General features: G+C 65.0%; 14 protein-coding genes and 5 tRNA genes. 18 read left to right on the top strand and 1 reads right to left on the bottom strand.

Annotation, left to right across the window (positions count from 1 at the left end; genetic code table 11):
- Positions 1-118 precede the first annotated feature (118 nt).
- The 11 genes from clpP to DES44_RS24080 all read left to right on the top strand — a co-directional run bounded on the left by clpP (position 119) and on the right by DES44_RS24080 (position 8035).
- Positions 119-727, top strand: a complete 609-nt coding sequence (gene clpP / locus DES44_RS24130; protein WP_058934312.1) for an ATP-dependent Clp endopeptidase proteolytic subunit ClpP — start codon at positions 119-121, stop codon at positions 725-727.
- Between the two features lie 258 nt (positions 728-985).
- Positions 986-2251 (top strand): ATP-dependent Clp protease ATP-binding subunit ClpX, encoded by a 1266-nt coding sequence (gene clpX / locus DES44_RS24125; RefSeq protein WP_058934313.1) that lies wholly within the window; start codon positions 986-988, stop codon positions 2249-2251.
- A 159-nt stretch (positions 2252-2410) separates the two neighbouring features.
- Complete coding sequence (lon, locus tag DES44_RS24120) at positions 2411-4837, top strand: endopeptidase La (protein ID WP_058934314.1); 2427 nt, start codon at positions 2411-2413, stop codon at positions 4835-4837.
- Between the two features lie 312 nt (positions 4838-5149).
- Positions 5150-5225 (top strand) — tRNA-Gly (locus DES44_RS24115).
- Between the two features lie 77 nt (positions 5226-5302).
- Positions 5303-5376: transfer RNA gene (locus DES44_RS24110), tRNA-Cys, on the top strand.
- Between the two features lie 48 nt (positions 5377-5424).
- Positions 5425-5500 (top strand) — tRNA-Gly (locus DES44_RS24105).
- 60 nt (positions 5501-5560) lie between these two features.
- Positions 5561-5636 (top strand) — tRNA-Gly (locus DES44_RS24100).
- A 77-nt stretch (positions 5637-5713) separates the two neighbouring features.
- Positions 5714-5800 (top strand) — tRNA-Leu (locus tag DES44_RS24095).
- Positions 5801-5985: 185 nt separating this feature from the next.
- The gene (locus DES44_RS24090; protein ID WP_083526009.1) at positions 5986-6399 is read left to right on the top strand and encodes a type II toxin-antitoxin system RelE/ParE family toxin; all 414 of its coding nucleotides are present in this window, start codon (positions 5986-5988) and stop codon (positions 6397-6399) included.
- The gene (locus DES44_RS24085) at positions 6338-6619 is read left to right on the top strand and encodes an XRE family transcriptional regulator (protein WP_058934316.1); all 282 of its coding nucleotides are present in this window, start codon (positions 6338-6340) and stop codon (positions 6617-6619) included. The genes DES44_RS24090 and DES44_RS24085 overlap by 62 nt, the downstream gene beginning before the upstream one ends.
- Positions 6620-6748: 129 nt before the next feature.
- Complete coding sequence (locus DES44_RS24080) at positions 6749-8035, top strand: MFS transporter (RefSeq protein ID WP_058934317.1); 1287 nt, start codon at positions 6749-6751, stop codon at positions 8033-8035.
- An 8-nt stretch (positions 8036-8043) separates the two neighbouring features.
- Here the strand turns inward: DES44_RS24080 and murI are convergent, their stop codons facing one another.
- Entirely contained in the window at positions 8044-8937 is an 894-nt protein-coding gene (gene murI, locus DES44_RS24075) for a glutamate racemase (RefSeq protein WP_083525418.1), read from the bottom strand.
- Positions 8938-9370: 433 nt separating this feature from the next.
- On the opposite strand from murI, the gene DES44_RS24070 reads away from it, so the two are divergent.
- From DES44_RS24070 to DES44_RS24040, 7 genes are all read left to right on the top strand, one after another.
- Positions 9371-10120 carry an electron transfer flavoprotein subunit beta/FixA family protein gene (locus DES44_RS24070; protein ID WP_058934318.1) on the top strand — a complete coding sequence of 250 codons (750 nt, stop codon included), beginning with the start codon at positions 9371-9373 and terminating at the stop codon, positions 10118-10120.
- Positions 10121-10153: 33 nt separating this feature from the next.
- Positions 10154-11083, top strand: a complete 930-nt coding sequence (locus DES44_RS24065; RefSeq protein ID WP_058934319.1) for an electron transfer flavoprotein subunit alpha/FixB family protein — start codon at positions 10154-10156, stop codon at positions 11081-11083.
- A 153-nt stretch (positions 11084-11236) separates the two neighbouring features.
- The gene (locus DES44_RS24060) at positions 11237-13030 is read left to right on the top strand and encodes an acyl-CoA dehydrogenase (RefSeq protein WP_058934320.1); all 1794 of its coding nucleotides are present in this window, start codon (positions 11237-11239) and stop codon (positions 13028-13030) included.
- Between the two features lie 60 nt (positions 13031-13090).
- On the top strand, positions 13091-14053 hold the full coding sequence (locus DES44_RS24055; RefSeq protein WP_058934321.1) for an NAD(P)H-dependent flavin oxidoreductase: 963 nt from the start codon (positions 13091-13093) through the stop codon (positions 14051-14053).
- Between the two features lie 295 nt (positions 14054-14348).
- Positions 14349-15890, top strand: coding sequence for a methyl-accepting chemotaxis protein (locus DES44_RS24050; protein WP_083525419.1), 1542 nt, complete (start codon positions 14349-14351; stop codon positions 15888-15890).
- 207 nt (positions 15891-16097) lie between these two features.
- Positions 16098-19094, top strand: coding sequence for a 2-oxoglutarate dehydrogenase E1 component (locus DES44_RS24045; protein WP_211326954.1), 2997 nt, complete (start codon positions 16098-16100; stop codon positions 19092-19094).
- A 394-nt stretch (positions 19095-19488) separates the two neighbouring features.
- Positions 19489-20477: hypothetical protein (locus DES44_RS24040; protein ID WP_147307210.1), on the top strand; the 989-nt coding region annotated here is incomplete at its 3' end.

Below are 20477 nucleotides of genomic sequence, written 5' to 3'. Positions count from 1 at the left end.
CGCCTGAGGGCAGGGCCCGGGGGCGACCGCTGCCGGACGCTCCCCAGGACCTGCCCGGCAGGGGCTTGCGTCGCGGGACATAATCAAGCACGTGACGCCAACCACAACAGAGGATTTCATGAGCGCTCTGGAAACTAGCAACCTGGGCATGGTGCCCATCGTCATTGAACAGTCGGGCCGCGGCGAACGCGCCTACGACATCTACAGCCGGCTGCTGCGCGAGCGCATCGTCTTCCTGGTGGGCCCTGTGAACGACGCCGTGGCCAACCTCGTGGTGGCTCAGCTGCTGTTCCTGGAAAGCGAAAACCCGGACAAGGAGATCTCGCTGTACATCAACTCCCCGGGCGGCAGCGTCTCGGCCGGCATGTCCATCTACGACACGATGCAGTTCATCAAGCCGCAGGTGTCCACACTGTGCATGGGCATGGCCGCCAGCATGGGTGCATTCCTGCTGGCCGCAGGTGCCAAGGGCAAGCGTTTCTCGCTGCCCAATGCCAAGATCATGATCCACCAGCCGCTGGGCGGCGCGCAGGGCCAGGCCACCGACATCGAGATCCACGCCCGCGAGATCCTCAAGACCCGCGAGCAGCTCAATCGCATCCTGGCGGAACGCACTGGCCAGCCGCTGGAGAAGATCCAGGCGGACACCGAGCGCGACTACTTCATGTCGGCCCCGGAAGCCCAGACCTATGGCCTGGTGGACCAGGTCATCGAAAAGCGGGGCTGAACCCGCCTTGTCGCCTGAAACGGGTGGGTTGAACGAATGGCGAACTCTCGCCTTCGTTCATCCACTCAGGCCCCGGTTCAAGGCCCGCAGGAACTCCTCAATCCTGATGACCGGATCCACCGGCCGACCGGCCCGGCACCCACCGATTGCCCAGGACCGTAACTAAGCCACCTTAGGGGCTTTTATCCCCTGGCAGACGGTCCCGGCAATTGAACTATCATCAATGCAGGCACAACGCCTGTATCTAGCAGCACTTCCATGGCCGAGAAAAAAGGCAACTCCAGCGAAAAAGTCTTGTATTGCTCCTTCTGCGGCAAGAGCCAGCACGAGGTCAAGAAGCTGATCGCGGGTCCGTCCGTGTTCATCTGCGATGAGTGCATCGAGCTGTGCAACGACATCATCCGTGACGAGGTGCCGGCCGAAGCCGCGCCCGGTCGCGCCAGCAAGTCGGACCTGCCGGTGCCCAGCGAAATCAAGACCACGCTGGACCAGTACGTCATCGGCCAGGACGTGGCCAAGCGCACGCTGTCCGTAGCGGTCTACAACCACTACAAGCGGCTGCGCCATGCGGCGGACACCAAGGACGGTGTGGAGCTGTCCAAGAGCAACATCCTGCTGATCGGCCCGACCGGCTCCGGCAAGACGCTGCTGGCCCAGACCCTGGCCCGCGTGCTCAACGTCCCCTTCGTGATTGCCGACGCCACCACGCTGACCGAAGCCGGTTATGTGGGGGAGGACGTCGAGAACATCATCCAGAAGCTGCTGCAGAACTGCAATTACGACGTCGAGCGTGCCCAGCGCGGCATCGTCTACATCGACGAAATCGACAAGATCAGCCGCAAGGCGGACAACCCGTCCATCACCCGGGACGTGTCCGGTGAAGGCGTGCAGCAGGCCCTGCTGAAGCTGGTGGAGGGCACCATGGCGTCCGTCCCCCCGCAGGGTGGCCGCAAGCATCCCAACCAGGACTTCCTGCAGATCGACACGACCAACATCCTGTTCATCTGCGGCGGCGCTTTCGACGGCCTGGAGAAGGTCATCCAGAACCGCTCCGAGAAGTCGGGCATCGGTTTTGGCGCATCGGTCAAGAGCAAGAGCGAGAAGAAGGTCGGCGAGCTGTTCCGTGAAGTGGAGCCGGGCGACCTGATCAAGTTTGGTCTCATCCCGGAACTGGTGGGCCGTCTGCCGGTCATCGCCACGCTGGGCGAACTGACCGAAGACGCGCTGGTACAGATCCTGACCGAACCTCGCAATGCGCTGGTCAAGCAGTATCAACAGCTGTTCTCGATGGACGGCGTCGAGCTGGAAGTGCGTCCCTCGGCCCTGAATGCGGTGGCCCGCAAGGCGCTGGCCCGCAAGACGGGCGCCCGGGGGCTGCGCTCCATCGTCGAGCATGCGCTGATCGACACCATGTTCGAACTGCCGTCCCTGGACGGCGTGGCGAAGGTGGTGCTGGACGAGCACAACATCGAGGAAGACTCCAAGCCCCTGCTGGTGTATCGCGAAGCCAAGGCCAGTGCCTGATCGGGCGCAGGCTCAGTTCAAGCGATGTTCAGCCAGGAATTCCAACGGTTCCGCCCTGGCTGCAAGGCCCCGGTGAGTACGCTTGTTGCACTTGTGCAGGCGGCCCACCTTGTAATAGGCCCCTCGGACCCAAGATGGGTCTGAGAAAGAGAGGTTTTCATGTCCGGTCATCCGATCCTTCCCGCGGAACCCATCACCCTCCCGCTGCTGCCGCTGCGGGACGTGGTTGTGTTCCCGCACATGGTGATCCCGTTGTTCGTGGGTCGCCCCAAGTCCATCAAGGCCCTGGAAGCCGCGATGGAAGCCGGGCGGCAGATCATGCTGGTGGCGCAGAAGGCCGCCGGCAAGGACGAACCCAAACCCGACGACATGTTCGAGATGGGCTGCGTCTCCAGCATCCTGCAGATGCTGAAGCTGCCCGACGGCACCGTGAAGGTGCTGGTGGAAGGCCTGCAGCGGGCCACCACGCAGGCCATCCATGACGGCGAAGAACACTTCACCGCCGACGTCCTGCCCATCCCGCCCGAAGCGGATGAGCAGCCTGAGGTCGAGGCCCTGCGTCGCGCCGTCACGCAGCAGTTCGACCAGTACGTCAAGCTGAACAAGAAGATCCCGCCGGAGATCCTCACCTCCATCGCCGGGATCGACGATGCCGGCCGCCTGGCCGACACCATCGCCGCGCACCTGCCGCTCAAGCTCGACGCCAAGCAGTCGGTGCTGGACCTGTCCGAAGTGGGCAAGCGGCTGGAGAAGCTGCTGGACCTGCTGGAGCATGAGGTCGACATCCTGCAGGTGGAAAAGCGCATCCGTGGCCGCGTCAAGCGCCAGATGGAAAAGAGCCAGCGCGAGTACTACCTGAACGAGCAGGTCAAGGCCATCCAGAAGGAACTGGGCGACGGCGAAGAAGGCGCCGACCTGGAAGAGCTGGAAAAGAAGATCCAGGCCGCCCGCATGCCCAAGGAGGCGCGCAAGAAGGCCGAGGCCGAGCTCAAGAAGCTCAAGCTGATGTCGCCGATGTCCGCCGAAGCCACGGTGGTGCGCAACTACATCGACACGCTGGTCAACCTGCCCTGGAGCAAGAAGACCAAGATCAAGCACGACCTGGCCAATGCCGAAGCCGTCCTGAACGAGGACCACTACGGCCTGGACAAGGTCAAGGAACGCATCCTCGAATACCTCGCGGTGCAGCAGCGCGTGGACAAGGTCAAGGCGCCCATCCTGTGCCTGGTCGGCCCTCCGGGCGTCGGCAAGACCTCGCTGGGGCAGTCGGTGGCGCGCGCCACGGGTCGCAAGTTCGTTCGCATGGCCCTGGGTGGCGTGCGTGACGAGGCCGAGATCCGCGGTCACCGCCGCACCTACATCGGCTCCATGCCGGGCAAGGTGCTGCAGAGCCTGTCCAAGGTGGGCACGCGCAATCCGCTGTTCCTGCTGGACGAGATCGACAAGCTGGGCATGGACTTCCGGGGTGACCCGTCGTCCGCGCTGCTGGAGGTGCTGGACCCCGAGCAGAACCACACCTTTGCCGACCATTACATCGAGGTCGATTACGACCTGTCCGACGTGATGTTCGTGGCCACCTCGAACTCGCTGAACATTCCGCCGGCCCTCCTGGACCGGATGGAAGTGATCCGCCTGTCGGGCTACACGGAAGACGAGAAGGTCAACATCGCCCAGCGTTACCTGCTGCCCAAGCAGCGGGGCAACAACGGTGTCAAGGATGAAGAGCTGGACGTCACCGAAGCGGCCATCCGCGGCGTGATCCGCTACTACACCCGTGAAGCCGGCGTGCGTTCGCTCGAGCGTGAAATCTCGAAGATCTGCCGCAAGGTGGTCAAGGGCCTGCAGCTGGGCACCTACCAAAGCCGTGTGGTGGTGGACGAAGACAACCTGAACGAATTCCTGGGCGTTCGCAAGTACGACTTCGGTCGTGCCGAGAAGAAGAACCAGGTGGGTCAGGTGGTCGGTCTGGCCTGGACCGAGGTGGGCGGCGACCTGCTGACCATCGAGGCCACGTCCATGCCGGGCAAGGGCAACATCATCCGCACCGGCTCGCTGGGCGACGTGATGAAGGAATCGGTGGAAGCGGCTCGCACGGTGGTGCGGTCGCGGGCTCGCCGCCTGGGCATCAAGGACGAAGCCTTCGAGAAGCGCGACGTGCACATTCACGTGCCCGATGGCGCTACCCCGAAGGATGGCCCGAGCGCAGGTATTGCGATGACCACCGCCTTCGTCTCCGCGCTGACCGGCATTCCGGTGCGTGCGGATGTGGCGATGACCGGTGAGATCACGCTGCGGGGCGAGGTCACGGCCATCGGCGGCTTGAAGGAAAAGCTGCTGGCAGCCCATCGCGGTGGCATCAAGACCGTGATGATTCCGGAAGAGAACGTCAAGGACCTGCAGGACATTCCTGAGAACGTGAAGAACCAGTTGGAGATCGTTCCGGTCCGCTGGATCGACCGTGTGCTGGAAGTGGCCCTGGAGACCCTGCCGCAGCCAATTCCGGAAGACGAGGTCGCAGCGCCGCCTCCGGCCGAGAAGGTCGGTGAAGCCAAGCCGGAGGCCGGTGGCGATTCGCTGAAGCACTGAGCGTCACTCGCGGCTGAGTCTTCAGACTGCGAAGACCATTAGCAATGCCCACGGCCCTGGCCGTGGGCATTTGTGTTAAAGCTCTGTGCGATAAGAGCACCGCAGCACCACTTCTCGGCGCAACTCTTGCGCCGCTCCAAAAAATCGTTCTATACTCTCGGCTTCAGCGCAAACGGTGCTGCAGACGAATCAGCAAAGAAGACGTCAGTTGACTTTGCATGAGCCTCAAAGCTCAAACGTCAGATACCAGCAATGGTTAGCAGCAGCAGGCAGTGTGTTGAAATCAGCGAAAGCTGAAATACGCGGATATCTGCGGGAATAGCTCAGTTGGTAGAGCGCAACCTTGCCAAGGTTGAGGTCGCGAGTTCGAGCCTCGTTTCCCGCTCCAGGTTCTGAAAAGGATGGAAGCCTTGGCTTCCATTTTTTATCGAGGCTGAAGTCACCAAACTTCGGTGCTCGATCAGGGGCGCGATAGCAAAGCGGTTATGCCCCGGATTGCAAATCCGGTTAGTCCGGTTCGACTCCGGATCGCGCCTCCAGGTATTGGGTTTGAGGGCAGCGCAGCTGCTGTCAGGCCAGTTAGTTTTGCGGGAATAGCTCAGTTGGTAGAGCGCAACCTTGCCAAGGTTGAGGTCGCGAGTTCGAGCCTCGTTTCCCGCTCCACTTCAAGTGTTGAAGGTGGGGTTTGATGGGCACCTAGTGCCGGTCGGTTCCTCCTGCGATGCGGGAATAGCTCAGTTGGTAGAGCGCAACCTTGCCAAGGTTGAGGTCGCGAGTTCGAGCCTCGTTTCCCGCTCCAAACTCCAAAAAGGGAAGTCCTTGCGACTTCCCTTTTTTCATTGGCGCGCCGCACGATAATGCGGGCCATGCCTTGCGGCCTGGGTGGTGAAATCGGTAGCCACAGCAGACTTAAAATCTGCCGCTGTCACAAGCGTACGGGTTCGAGTCCCGTCCCAGGTACCAGCCCCCTGCATTCCAGTCACTGCGTCCCTCGCGCAAGTCGGCCTGGCTTTGCAGCTTCCGCCCGATCTTGACCGGATCGAGGTTGCGGCCGTTCTCTTGACCCAGCTCAAGAGGCTTTTTTCCTAGCATCCCAGACTTGCCCGCCACAGGCGGCCCAAATCATGTAGCATTGGGTGGCACGTTATATGGTGCAGTTTGCGGATCTTCCCAAGGTTCCGATGGTCTTCTACCGCTCGCTCTCCGGCCATGAGCCGGTGCGCGAATGGCTCAAGGCCCTGGATCGCGCGGACCGTTTGGCTGTCGGGGCCGACCTGCAGCGGGTGCAGTACCGCTGGCCGGTCGGCATGCCGCTATGCCGGGCCCTGGGTCAGGGGCTCTGGGAAGTGCGCACCCATCTGCCGAGCTGCGCTGTTGCACGTGTCCTCTTTTGCTTCCATGCGCATGCGCTTTACGCCTTGCATGCGTTTGTGAAGAAAACCCAGACCACACCGGTCGAGGCGCTGCGCCTTGCCCGCGAACGGATGAAGGAGATCCAGCATGGTGAATCGACACATGGGGTCCAGCGTGGACGACCTCCTGGCCGAGGAGGGTGTGCTTGAGGCATTCCAGGCGCAGGCCATCAAGGAAGTGATTGCCTGGCAACTGCTGCAGGCCATGAAAGACCAGAAGCTCAGCAAACGCAAACTCGCCGAGCTGATGAACACCAGCCGCACCCAGGTGGACCGAGTGCTGGACCCGACCGACGGCAATGTCACCCTCGCCACCTTGCAGCGCGCGGCCGCCGTCGTGGGGCGCCGGGTGCAGGTCGCGCTGGTCTGAGCCGTCCGGCGCCCCGGGCGCACGCACGGCAGCCGTTTGTGCGCACACAGGTCCGCATGACCGTCGGCAGGGAAGTCACGGGCTTTCGCAGCGTCTTCCCAGCCGCCGGCTGCTCTTACACTCGACCTCATGTTCGGTCAGGACCTGTTGAACCCAGGCGTGCGTCGCCGGGAAGTGTTGGGGTGGTCGATGTACGACTTCGCCAACTCCGGCTACACGACGGTGGTGCTGACCGCTGTCTACAACGCCTACTTCGTGGCCGAAGTGGCCAAAGGGCAGCCGTCCGCCACGTTGCTCTGGACGGTGCTCATCGCCGTCTCCAGCCTCATCGTGATGGTGACCATGCCGGGCCTGGGCGCCTGGGCCGACGCGCACGGTGCCAAGAAGCGCCTGCTGGCCTTCTGCACCGGCGGCTGCGTGATCACGACGGCCGCGCTGGCCTGCTTCGGCTCCGCGGCCTTGTGGTGGGCCGCCGCCGCGGTGGTGCTCTCCAACGTGTTTTTCTCCTATGGCGAGTCGCTGATCGCGGCATTCCTGCCGGAGTTGGCGCGTCGCAATGCCTTGGGCCGCGTCTCCGGCTGGGGCTGGGCGTTCGGCTATCTGGGCGGCATGCTGGCGCTGGGGCTGTGCCTGGTCTATGTGCTGCAAGCCCAGGCGCGCGGCCAGGCCGCCGCTGACTTCGTGCCCATCACCCTGCTCATCACCGCAGGGCTTTATCTGATCGCGGCCATTCCCACCTTCCTGTTGATGCGCGAACGGGCCGATCCGTGTTCCATCCGACGGGCCACCCGCCGGCGGTCCGGCCTGTCGGAACTGCTGGCGTCCTGGCAGCGGGCCCGCGCCTATCCCGATTTCCTCCGGCTGCTGGCCTGCGGCACCGCCTACCAGGCCGGCATCGCCGTGGTGATCGCGCTTGCGGCGGTGTATGCCGATCAGGCCCTGGGGTTCAGCCAGGCGCAGACGATGGCGCTGGTGTTCCTGGTCAACATCGCCTCGGCGATCGGGGCCTTTGCCTTTGGCTACTACGAGGACCGCATCGGGCACCAGCCCGCGCTGGCCGTCACGCTGGTGGGCTGGATGCTGATGACGGTGCTGGCCTTTGTGGCCACCAGCAGCTGGCTGTTCTGGATCGCTGCGCTGATCGCCGGGCTCTGCATGGGGTCCAGCCAGTCCTGCGGGCGGGCACTGGCCGGTGCATTGGCGCCCCACGACCGGCTGGCGGAATTCTTCGGCCTATGGACGTTTGCCACGCGCTTGGCGGCCATCATCGGCCCGCTGACCTATGGCGCGGTGACGGTGCTGACGGCCGGCAATCACCGCCTGGCCATTCTGTCCACCGGCTTGTTCTTCGTGGCGGGTTATGTGCTGCTCAAGCGCGTGGACATGACCCGGGGGATGGCACGGGCGCTGGTCTGAACCTGCCTTCACACGTGGATGCGTGACACCACGGCCTGACGCCACCCCAAGGCCTCGCGCGCCACATGTTGCAGCGGCGCCGGATCGCCGGTGCTCTGCAGCACCAATGGCGCGTCCGGCTGGGCCGGCAGCTTCAGCGTTTCCCACAGCCGCTGGGCCTGCCGCGCAACCGCATCCTCGATATTGAGCAGACGCACGCCGTCTCCCAATGCGGCCTGGATGCGGGTCTGCACCAGCGGATAGTGGGTGCAGCCCAGCAGCACCGTGTCCACCCCGGCGGCCTTGAGCGGTTCGCAGTAGCGATCGATGAGGGCGCCCAGCTCCGGATTGTCCAGGTCGCCCTGTTCGATCAAGGAGACCAGTCCGGGGCAGGGCTGGCTCACCAGGGACACATCCCCCGCATGCGCAGCCACCAGCGCTTCATAACGTCGGCTGGCGATGGTGGCGGACGTGGCCATCACGCCGATGCGGCCGTTGCGAGTGGCGGCCACCGCCGGCTTGACGCCAGGCTCGATGCCCACCACCGGCCAGTCCGGCCAGCGCTCCCGCATGGCATTGACCGCGTGAGCCGTGGCGGTGTTGCACGCCACCACCACCATGCGCGCGCCCGCCGCCCGCAGGTGCTCGGCCACCCGGAGGCTGCGTTCGCGGATGTAGTCGCTGCTGCGCTCGCCATAGGGCGCATGGGCGGTGTCCGCCACGTAATGGAGCGCCACATCCGGCATCCGCGCCCGCAGCGCCTGCAGCACCGTCAGCCCGCCAAGGCCTGAGTCGAACACGCCCAGCGTGGGAGGGGGTGTGCGGGCGTCAAGGCGGGCGGACTCGGACCCCGGGGCCACATTGGCAGCGGCGAGGGGCGGGCTGGCCTGCGCTGATGGGGAGGCAATGGAATCGGCGGACATCACGATGGGTAACGATGAGGGCAGGACGAGGGCACCACGACGGCAGGATGCGGGCAGAGGGAGCGTGACGAGGGTAGGGCGTCAGTCTGAGTGGCAGCTGAAAGAACGGTGATTGTGGAACGCGTGGCGCAAGGCTCCATGCAGGGTGCGGCAGGGCAGACCACCGTCAAGGTGACCACCGCACGAGCCCTGAGTGGACCTCTCCAGGACATCAGGGTGGGCAGTCTAGAAGATTCCAGCACTTTCACTTGGCAGCCCGGCTCTCATGGCTAGAATAGAACGATCGTTCGTTTTATTTTCCGATTTTCATCCCGAGGTCGGACCGCCAAGGACGCAGTGTCCCTTCGGTCCTGATGGATCGGTGACACGGGGGCGGCGCAGGCCTCCCATAGAATCGAATTAACGTTAACGTCAATACGCCTGGAGTGCTTCGATGAAGGTATTGGTCCCCGTCAAACGAGTCGTCGATTACAACGTCAAGGTGCGCGTCAAGAGCGACGGCACCGGGGTCGACATCGCCAATGTGAAGATGTCGATGAACCCGTTTGACGAAATCGCGGTCGAAGAAGCCGTGCGCCTGAAGGAAAAGGGCGTGGTCACTGAAGTGATCGCCGTGTCCTGCGGCGTGGCGCAATGTCAGGAAACCCTGCGCACGGCGATGGCCATTGGTGCCGACCGTGCCATCCTGGTCGAAACCGATGCCGAACTGCAGCCGCTGGCCGTGGCCAAGCTGCTCAAGGCGCTGGTGGACAAGGAGCAGCCGCAACTGGTCATCCTGGGCAAGCAGGCCATCGATGACGATTGCAACCAGACCGGCCAGATGCTGGCCGCACTGACCGGCCTGCCGCAAGGCACCTTCGCCTCCAAGGTGGAAGTGGCCGACGGCAAGGTGGCGGTCACCCGCGAGGTCGATGGCGGTCTGGAGACCGTCAGCCTGACCCTGCCGGCCGTGGTCACCACCGACCTGCGCCTGAACGAGCCGCGCTATGTGACGCTGCCCAACATCATGAAGGCCAAGAAGAAGCCGCTGGAAACCGTCAAGCCGGCGGACCTGGGTGTGGACGTCGCGCCGCGCATCAAGACGCTGTCGGTGGCCGAGCCGCCCAAGCGCGGTGCTGGTGTGAAGGTGCCGGACGTTGCGACGCTCGTCACCAAGCTGAAGACCGAAGCCAAGGTCATCTGAGCCCCCCACAGCCGTCTGAATGGAGATTCGAGAATGACCATCCTCGTCATTGCAGAACACGACAATGCCTCGCTGAAGGGGGCTACCTACAACACCGTGAGCGCTGCCAGCGCCATCGGCGGTGATGTGCATGTGCTGGTGGCCGGCGCCAATGCCGCTGCTGCGGCCCAGGCTGCCGCCAAGATCGCCGGCGTGGCCAAGGTGCTGCATGCCGACGGCGCCCAGTTCGCCGACGGCCTGGCCGAAAACATGGCCGCCCAGGTGCTGGCCATTGCCAAGGACTACAGCCACATCCTGTTCCCGGCCACCGCCGCGGGCAAGAACGTGGCGCCGCGCGTGGCAGCCCTGCTGGACGTGGGCCAACTGAGCGACGTCACCAAGGTCATCAGCGCCGACACCTTCGAGCGCCCGATCTACGCCGGCAACGCCATCGCCACCGTGCAGTCGACCGACGCCATCAAGGTGCTGACCGTGCGTACCACCGGTTTCGATGCCGCGGCCGAAGGCGGCAGCGCCGCCGTTGAAACCCTGAGCGGTGTGGCCGACAGCGGCAAGAGCAGCTTTGTGGGCCGTGAAGTCACCAAGAGCGACCGCCCGGAACTGACCGCAGCCAAGATCATCGTGTCCGGCGGCCGCGCCCTGGGCAGCAGCGACAAGTTCAACGAAGTGCTGACGCCGCTGGCCGACAAGCTCAACGCCGCGCTGGGTGCATCGCGCGCCGCCGTCGACGCGGGCTATGCCCCCAACGACTGGCAGGTGGGCCAGACCGGCAAGATCGTCGCGCCGCAGCTCTACATCGCGGCCGGCATCTCCGGCGCCATCCAGCATCTGGCCGGCATGAAGGATTCCAAGGTGATCGTGGCGATCAACAAGGACCCAGAAGCCCCGATCTTCTCGGTGGCCGACTACGGGCTGGAAGCCGACCTGTTCACCGCCGTTCCCGAACTGGTCAAGGCGCTGTAAGCGCGCCTTGCCGCATCGCCCCAAGGGCCTGCGGCCACGGCCACCGCAAGGCGGGTGGACTCGAGGCGGACTCGAGCCTGCCTGTCTTGCCGACCGATCCAGGGCGCCCCGTTGTCGATACGCGGCGCTCTTTTTTCATCCGGAGACAAGACCATGACATACCGCGCCCCGATCAAGGACATGCTGTTTGACATGCAGGCACTGGCCGGCCTGCAGACCCTCGCCGAGCAGATCCCCGCCTTCGCCGATCACGGCCTGGACACCGCGCAGGCGGTGCTGGAAGAGGCGGCCAAGCTCAATGAGGATGTCATTGCACCGCTGAATGTCGAGGGCGACCGGAACCCGTCGTTCTGGAAGGACGGTCAGGTCTTCGCCACGCCCGGCTTCAAGGACGCCTTCCGCCAATACGCCGAAGGCGGCTGGCAGGGGCTGCAGCATCCCGAGGCCTACGGCGGACAGGGTCTGCCCAAGACCATCGGCACCGGCTGCGCGGAAATGGTCCAGGCGGCCAATGTGAGCTTTGCCCTGTGCCCGCTGCTGACCGACGGCGCGGTGGAAGCGCTGCTGGTGGCCGGCACCGAGCAGCAGAAACAGCTGTTCATTCCCCGTCTGCTGTCCGGTGAATGGACCGGCACGATGAACCTGACCGAGCCGCAGGCCGGCTCCGACCTGGCGCTGGTGCGCAGCCGCGCCGAGCCGCAGGGCGACGGCACCTACAAGATCTTCGGCACCAAGATCTACATCACCTGGGGCGAGCACGACATGACGGACAACATCGTCCATCTGGTGCTGGCGCGCGTGCCGGGAGCGCCGGAGGGCGTGAAGGGCATCAGCCTGTTCCTGGTTCCGAAGTTCCTGGTGAAGGAAGACGGATCGCTGGGGGCCCGCAACGACGTGCACTGCGTCTCCATCGAGCACAAGCTAGGCATCAAGGCCAGCCCGACGGCGGTGCTGCAGTTCGGCGATCACGGCGGCGCCATCGGCACGTTGATCGGTGAAGAGAACCGCGGCCTGGAGTACATGTTCATCATGATGAACGCCGCCCGTTTTGGCGTGGGCGTGCAGGGCCTGGCGGTGGCGGATCGGGCCTATCAGAAGGCAGTGGCCTATGCCAAGGACCGGGTGCAGTCGCGCCCGGTGGACGGCTCCGCCGCCGGGCCGGTCGCCATCATCCATCACCCGGATGTGCGCCGCATGCTGATGACCCAGCGCGCGCTGGTGGAAGGCTGCCGCGCCATGGCCATCGACGCGGCTGCGGCCTATGACATCGCCCATCATCACAGCGATGAACAGGCCCGCAAGGAAGCGCAAAACTTCTACGAATTCATGGTGCCGCTGGTCAAGGGCTACAGCACCGAGATGAGCCTGGAGGTGACCTCGCTGGGCGTGCAGGTCCATGGCGGCATGGGCTTCATCGAGGAAACCGGCGCGGCGCAGTACTACCGTGACGCGCGCATCCTGCCCATCTACGAGGGCACCACCGCCATCCAGGCCAATGACCTGGTGGGCCGCAAGACGATGCGCGACGGCGGCGCCTTTGCGCGCAGCCTGGCCGCGCAGATCGAGGAGACCGAAGGCGCGCTGGCCGCCAATGCCAGCGCGGCCGCGCTGGCGGTGCGTCAATCGCTGGCGCAGGCCCGTGCGTCCTTTGTGCAGGTGGTGGATTTCGTGGCTGCGCATGGCAAGTCCAAGCCCAATGCGGCCTTTGCCGGCTCGGTGCCCTACCTGATGCTGGCGGGCAACCTGGTGGCCGGCTGGCAGCTGGCCCGCTCGCTGCTGGCCGCGCAGGAGCTGCTGGCAGCTGGCGAGGACGTCGAGTTCATGCAGGCCAAGATCACCACGGCGCGGTTCTACGCTGAACACATCCTGCCGCGGTGCCAGTCGCTGCGCGATGCGGTGGTGCATGGCGCCGACAGCGTCATGGCCCTGCCCATCGACGCGTTCTGATTCCGCCCCAGCCCCAGCAACGGTTCAAACAATCCGTCTTTCACCACGAGGAGACACGAGGTGGCACTTCCCCCGCTGTTCAACACCCTGCGCCTGCCGGTCATCGGCTCGCCGCTGTTCATCATCAGCAACCCGAAGCTGGTCATTGCCCAGTGCAAGGCCGGGATCGTGGGCTCCATGCCTGCGCTCAATGCGCGTCCGGCGGAGCAACTGGAGGACTGGCTGGCCGAAATCACCGAGACCCTGGCGGCGCATGACCGTGCCCACCCCGAGTCTCCGGCCGCGCCCTTCGCCATCAACCAGATCGTGCACAAGAGCAATGACCGGCTCGAGCACGACATGGAAATGTGCGCCAAGTACAAGGTGCCCATCGTCATCACCTCGCTGGGCGCCCGTGAGGACGTCAATGCCGCGGTGCACAGCTGGGGCGGCATCGTCCTGCACGACATCATCAACAACAAGTTTGCCCACAAGGCGGTGGAGAAGGGCGCCGACGGGCTGATCGCCGTGGCGGCCGGGGCGGGTGGACACGCCGGCGTGAAGAGCCCGTTTGCGCTGATCCAGGAGATCCGTGAGTGGTTCCAGGGGCCGCTGGCGCTGTCCGGCTCGATTGCCAGCGGCGACGCCATCCTGGCGGCGCAGGCTGCGGGCGCGGACCTGGCCTACATCGGCTCGGCCTTCATCGCGACGGAAGAAGCCCGCGCCAGCGATGACTACAAGCAGATGATCGTGGACAGCAACAGCGACGACATCGTCTACAGCAACCTGTTCACCGGCGTGCACGGCAACTACCTCAAGGGCTCGATCGTCAAGGCGGGCCTGGATCCGGACAACCTGCCGGAAAGCGATCCGACCAAGATGAACTTCGGGGGTGGCGCGGCGGCCAAGGCCTGGAAGGACATCTGGGGCAGCGGGCAGGGTATCGGTGCCATCCGCGAAGTGCTGCCCGCCGGCGAGCTGGTGGCGCGTTTCGGGCGCGAATATCAGGCCGCTCGCCAGCGACTGGGTCTTGCCGCCGCCTAATCGTTGCCAAGCGTCACGAGAGCTCCCTTCGGGGAGCTTTTTTTATGTCTGTACGGAGAGTGAATTTCATGAAGCGCAACCGCAGTCTCTCGAACACCACAGGGTCATTCCGCATGGAGAAATGACGGGCGGGTGACAGACCAAATGCCCTTCCCAGTTGTGAACAACTGCCTACCTCTACCACTTGAATCAGGGGATTGACAGTTGTGTGTGGTTACAGGCTAGACAGCCAAATGTAAGCAATGGTTTGATAGCGGGACATTTCCAATAACTCACTGTCCTGGGAGCTGCTTTCATGAAACTGGCCGACCTTCGCATTGGCACCCGCCTGGCCATCGCTTTCGCTGTCACCTTTGCCCTGCTGCTGGTCATCCTGGCGGTCGGGATCGGTGTCATCAATGGCGTCAACCGCACGATGAGTACCGTCGTCGAAGACCGCTATGCACTGATTGCCCTGACCACGCAGGTCAAGAGCGTGGGGGATCGCGGTGCCATCACCATCGGACGCCTGCTGCTGTCCAGCACGCCCGAAGCGACCAAGAAATACATGGATGAGTACGCCGCCATCCGTCAGACCAATTCGGAGAACCTGGCCAAGCTCGAGAAGATGCTCAGCAGCGACGAGAGCAAGCGGCTCTTTGAGGAGCAGTCCGTCGCCCGCAAGGAATACGGCGCCGTCGTGCGCAAGGTCTTCGACCTGCTGGCCGCCGGTGACCGGGAGGGCGCCCTGGCGGTCTACCAGGAACAGATGGCCGGCCCGCAGGCCCGCTATTACGCGCTGATCGACAAGATGGTGAACTACCAGGCGCAGAGCATGGAAGACGACGTGACCGATGCCAACGATCGCTCCGCCGCCGCCAAGCGGAACATGATCATCGCCTCCGCGCTGGCCCTGCTGGGCGGCGTGGCGACCGCGATCCTGATCACCCGCTCGATCACCGTGCCGATCGACCGTGCCATCCATCTGGCCGAATCGGTCGCGGCCGGGGACCTCACCTATCGGATCCAGGTCGAAGGCAAGGACGAGGTGGCCCGCCTGATGACGGCGCTGCAGAACATGGTGGTCAACCTGCATCGCATCGTGACCGATGTGCGCAGCGGTGCCGACACCATCGCCAATGCGGCCCAGGAAGTCGCGCAGGGCAACCAGGACCTGTCCGCCCGTACCGAGCAGCAGGCCTCTGCCCTGCAGGAAACCGCTGCGGCCATGGAGCAGCTCACCGCCGCCGTGCGACTGAGTGCGGACCATGCCCATCAGGCCAACAGCTCGGCCTCGTCCGCCTCCCACATCGCCACCGAGGGCGGGCAGGCGGTGGGGCAGGTGGTGGAGACGATGAATTCCATCGCCACCGCGTCGCGCCGCATTGTCGAGATCATCAGCGTCATCGACGGCATCGCCTTCCAGACCAACATCCTCGCCCTCAATGCAGCGGTCGAGGCCGCCCGCGCCGGTGAGCAAGGCCGCGGTTTTGCGGTGGTCGCGTCGGAGGTGCGCAGCCTGGCGCAGCGCAGCGCCACGGCGGCCAAGGAGATCAAGCGCCTGATCGATGACTCCGTCCAGCACGTGGACGCAGGCAGCCGCATGGTGGAGCAGGCCGGCAGCACCATGGCCCAGGTGGTCAGCAGCATCCGGCAGGTCAGCCACATCGTGGCCGAGATCACCGCGTCCAGCCAGGAGCAGAGCGCCGGCATCGAGCAGGTCAATGTGGCGGTGGTGCAGATGGACGATTCCACGCAGAAGAACGCCGCCATGGTGGAGCAGAGCACCGCAGCCGCCCGCGCGCTGCAGGAGCAGGCGCGTCAGTTGAACGACGCGGTGCGCACCTTCGCGGTCTGACGGCCGCTGTTCGGAAGGGGATAGGGAAGGGGACAAGCATCGAGCCGGCCGCAGAGCTGGCATCCGCAAGGCCGGGAGGATCCGACCGCCTTCAGCAGCCCTTCGCCTGGCGACGGTCTGCGGGCACAAGACGCCGTTTCGAGCGTTGACGGAGATCCCTGGCCGATCGCTGGGTCTTGTTGATCGCTCAAGGGAGTTGATATGTCAGTGAACCGCCTTTCCGTCGGGCCCGTGTGGGCGCCGGCACGTCGTTGTGATCGCGATGCCGACACTGGTGCGGGCGTGGCGCAGGCCCACGCCCACGCCCACGCTCCGCAACTGCGGCCGGGTGTGGCCGCATTTATCGAGACTTATCGCTGGCACGGGCATCGTTTCGCCCGGCTGGATCCCCTGGCTCCGCAGGAGGCACCGGATGGGGACGGCTCCGCGTGGTCCGTCGGGTCGGGCGATGGGCCGACGCTGGCCCAGTTCGGCCTGAGCGATGACACGGCGCTGAGCGAGGACCAGCGTCCGGTGCTGGGCGCCACAAAGGCCAAGGACCTGCACCAGCGTCTGCGGCATTGGTACTGCGGCACGGTGGCGCTGGACGTCACAGCGGTGCGCGATGAACAGCGACGCGCCTGGCTGTATCAGCAGTTCGAGACGGAGGATGCCACGGGCGCGTTCGCTGACCGAGTAGCGGCGGATCGACGCCAGACGGGCCCGAGTGCTGAACGCGCTGCAGCGGCGGAATCGCCCAAGTTGGAGGGGGACGCTCATTCCAGTGAGTCCGCCGAGCCCTCCCTGGTTGCTGAGCGTGCTGAACATCTCCTCCGGCGCCTCGCGCAGGTGGAAGGGTGGGAGCGCTTCCTGTCGCGGCGCTACCCCCATGGCAAGCGCTTCTCGCTGGAGGGGCATGAGGCCTTGATTCCACTGCTGGAGGCGGTGCTGGCGAGGGCGGCGTCACAGGGCATCTCCCGCTGCGTCATGGGCATGCCGCATCGGGGCCGGGTCAATGTGCTGGCCAACCTGCTGGGGCATCCGGTGGACGAGATCATGGATTTCTTCGAGCCGCAGCCGGCGCATCCGGAGCGGCAGAAGGACCTGGTCTATCACCTCGGCGGACGCTACGACGTGAGCACCCCGCACGGGGCGATGGCGGTCACCCTGGCCAGCAATCCATCGCACCTGCAAAGCGTCTATCCGGTGGTGGTGGGCATGGCGCGCGGCAGCAATCTCCAGCACGGCGCGGGGCGAAGCCTTGCGGCTGCTCAGGCGCTGAGCGCAGGTCGCCTTCCGGCGCAGCGCTGCCTGCCGGTGATGATGCACGGAGATGCCGCCTTCGCCGGGCAGGGGGTGGTGATGGAGACGCTGGCCCTGGGCCTCAAGACGGGGTATGAGGTGGGCGGCGTCATCCACATCATCATCAACAACCAGGTGGGCTTCACCGAGCCCAACCGCATGGACCCGGAGCAGTCACGCTTCTGCACCGATGTGACCCGCACGGTGGATGCACCGGTGCTGCGGGTGAGTGCCAGCGACCCGGAGGCCGTGCTGCGCGTGGCGGCGATGGCGGTGGACTATCGCGCCCGCTTCGGGACGGACGTGGTCATCGACCTGGTCGGCTTCCGGCGGCTGGGGCATTCCGAGCATGATGAACCGATGCTGACCGCGCCCCGGTTGTATGCGCAGATGCCGGAGCAACCGGGTGTCGCGACCCGCTATGCACACAGGCTGGTCGCGCGAGGGGTCCTGACTGACGCCGCTGCCCATGCGGCCTTGCAGGCGCTGGAGGTGTTCGATCCAGCGGTGCTGCGGGCGCCGGGACATCCGATGCCTGGCGCCAAGGCGTCCACAGCAGTGCAGGAAGCGCCGCAAGCGCAGCGCGCCAGGCGCGGCGATGAGGGCATGCAGACCCAGGGGGCGCCTGCGGACATCGGGAGCGCGCCGCGATCGCTGGCGGGCATTCCATGGCCCGCGTCCCTGCCTGCGCCCCAGGCCGCCGCGCCTGTTGGCACCATGCCGGACGCGGATGCGCTGCGCTGGGTGCTGGCCAACCTGGCCGATGTGCCGACAGCCTTCGAGCCGCATCCGTTGTTGGCCCGTCTCGCCGCACGATGGCAGCGGCTCGCGGTGGGTGAACTCACCCCGCAAGGGCGACCCGAGGCCATCGACTGGTGCACGGCCGAATCGATCGCGCATGCGCTGACGCTGTCGGCGGGCGTGCCACTGCGCATCTCCGGCCTGGATGTTCAGCGGGGCACCTTCATGCATCGGCATGCGGTGTGGCACAACCAGTCGGCATCGGGCCCGGCCCAATGGATGCCGTTGTCTCACTTCACGGCGAAGGCGTCACTGGAGGTGCACAACTCCATCCTGTCGGAGGAGGCGGTGTTGGGCTTTGAGTATGGGCACAGCGTCGCAGCGCCGTCGGCGATGACGGTGTGGGAAGCCCAGTTTGGCGACTTCGTGAATGGGGCACAGGTCTTCCTGGATCAATATCTCAGCTGTGGAGAGGAGAAGTGGGGATCTGTGAGCGGGTTGACGGTGCTGCTGCCGCATGGGTATGAAGGCGTTGGGCCGGAACATTCCAATGCCTTCCTGACGCGCATCCTGCTGCTGTGCGGTGCGGACAACCTGCGCGTGGCGATGCCGTCCACCGCGGCGCAGTGGGCGTTGCTGCTGCTTCAGCAGGCGCTGGATCCGGTGAAGAAGCCGCTGGTGGTGATGACGCCCAAGGCGGTCCTGCTGGGCGAGCCGCGCAGCCACACGACGCTGGAAGCGCTGGCCGGGGCACGGTTCCAGCCGGTGATCGATGATGAGGCGGCGGTGCGGGCCCAGGTGCAGCGGGTGCTGGTGTGCAGCGGCAAGGTTTATTACGACCTTCTGTCGGCACGCGCATCGCTGCCCGTGAGTGAGGCGCGGGAGGTGGCGCTGGTCAGGGTGGAGCGGCTGTATCCGTTTCCGTCGGACGAGCTGGCGGATGTGTTGAAGGGATATCCGGCGGCGACGTCCTTGGTGTGGGTGCAGGAGGAGACCCGCAATCAGGGCGCCTGGCCGGTGGTGCGGGATGAGCTGCAGGCGCTGGTGAGCGGGTCGGAGCGGCTGAGGCTGAGCGAGGTGTCAAGGCCGGTGACGGCGGCGGGGGCGACGGCTTCGGCGGTGGTGCATGGGGAGCAGCAGAGGGCGCTGGTGGGGAGGGCGCTTGGGGGGATCTGCTCTTGAGGCACACGCCGGCGTGAAGGTGTCCCGGCTGGCTGTGAAGGCGGTCTCACCGACATGGCTTCCGCCTGATTGGATTGGGTGCTGACGCGGGTGCTCGCCTGGTGGGGAGGACGCTGGGTGGTCCCGTGCCAACGCGAAGTCAAGCTCGTCACTGCCCTGTATAGGTGGGTTGCCACCTCGCCTGGGGTGATGGGGGCCGCATGTCTTGCATGCAATCAGTTTGATGACTGACAACCGCGGCTTCGGTTTTCAGTTGAACCAGGTAGTTGGGTAGCTAATCCTTGCTAGTGGGTCATACGAGCTAGCTTGTTTTGGCCATTCTGCGAGGGAAGGGTGATTTCTAGACTGCGAAGGCGCTTCAACGGGAAGCAACCTCCGCTGTCAAAGGAACATCATGAACAAGCCCCTCTCCCCGGAACAGATCACTTCTCTCCAGTCCACCGCGCTGCCGGCTCAACCTCCCATGCCGAAGGTCGCCGGCTCACTGCGCAAGCGCAAGCTCGATGAGCAAGACTTGGTGTCGGAAGAGCAGCAAGCGTCGCAGGCGGCGACGGAAACGTCGGAAGCGGGCGAGGCGTCAGCTTCTGAAATGTCTGCTGCACCGTCGGCCGAGGCCGGCGTGAACTCGGCGGCCGCGGAAGTGGCCCAGGGTATGGCGGTGAGCGCCCAATCGGGTCAGGCCGCTTCAGTGGTTGCCAACGCGACCTCCTTGTTTGGCGGCGTTTCGACTTTGTCGGTCGCCGCCGGCGCGGCCGCAGTTGCCGGTGTTGCTGCCGTCGCTGGAGGCGGGGCTGGCAAGGACTCTGCCGCCGGAGTACCTGCCGTCGTGGTACCCGTTGGCAATGGAAACACTGGTGCTGGTACTGTGGCGGACCCGATCATTGTCAACGCCGACGGCTCCGTCCAGATTGGCGCGCAAGATGGTGGCGACTGGAGCTACAGCACCGACGGCGGTGTAACTTGGAAACCCGGCACGGGAGCCGGCATTCCTGCCGATGAGCTCAACGAAGGCAACAACACCATCCAGATCGTTCAGATCGACAAGGCGGGCAACCCCAGCGCCCCGACGACCGTTACTGTCGTGAAGGACACGACTGCACCGGAGGCACCGGTGCTGGATGTGACCCACTCGGGCACCGGCTCGCAAACGGGAGCTGTAGTCGGCACTGGCACGGCTGCTGACCCGATCGTGATCGGCTCCGACGGCAAGGTCAGCATCAGCGCAGAGTCCGATGCGGACTGGCGTTTCAGCACCGATGGTGGCGTGACCTGGCAACCGGGCACCGGCACTGGCATCTCCGCCAATGACCTGACCGAAGGGACCAACACCATCCAGATCGTGCAGATCGACAAGGCAGGCAACCCCAGCGCTCCGACGACCGT

The sequence above is a fragment of the Roseateles depolymerans genome (assembly GCF_003387155.1).
Lineage (GTDB): Bacteria > Pseudomonadota > Gammaproteobacteria > Burkholderiales > Burkholderiaceae_C > Roseateles > Roseateles depolymerans.
This window is presented reverse-complemented; position numbering and strand designations above follow the sequence as displayed.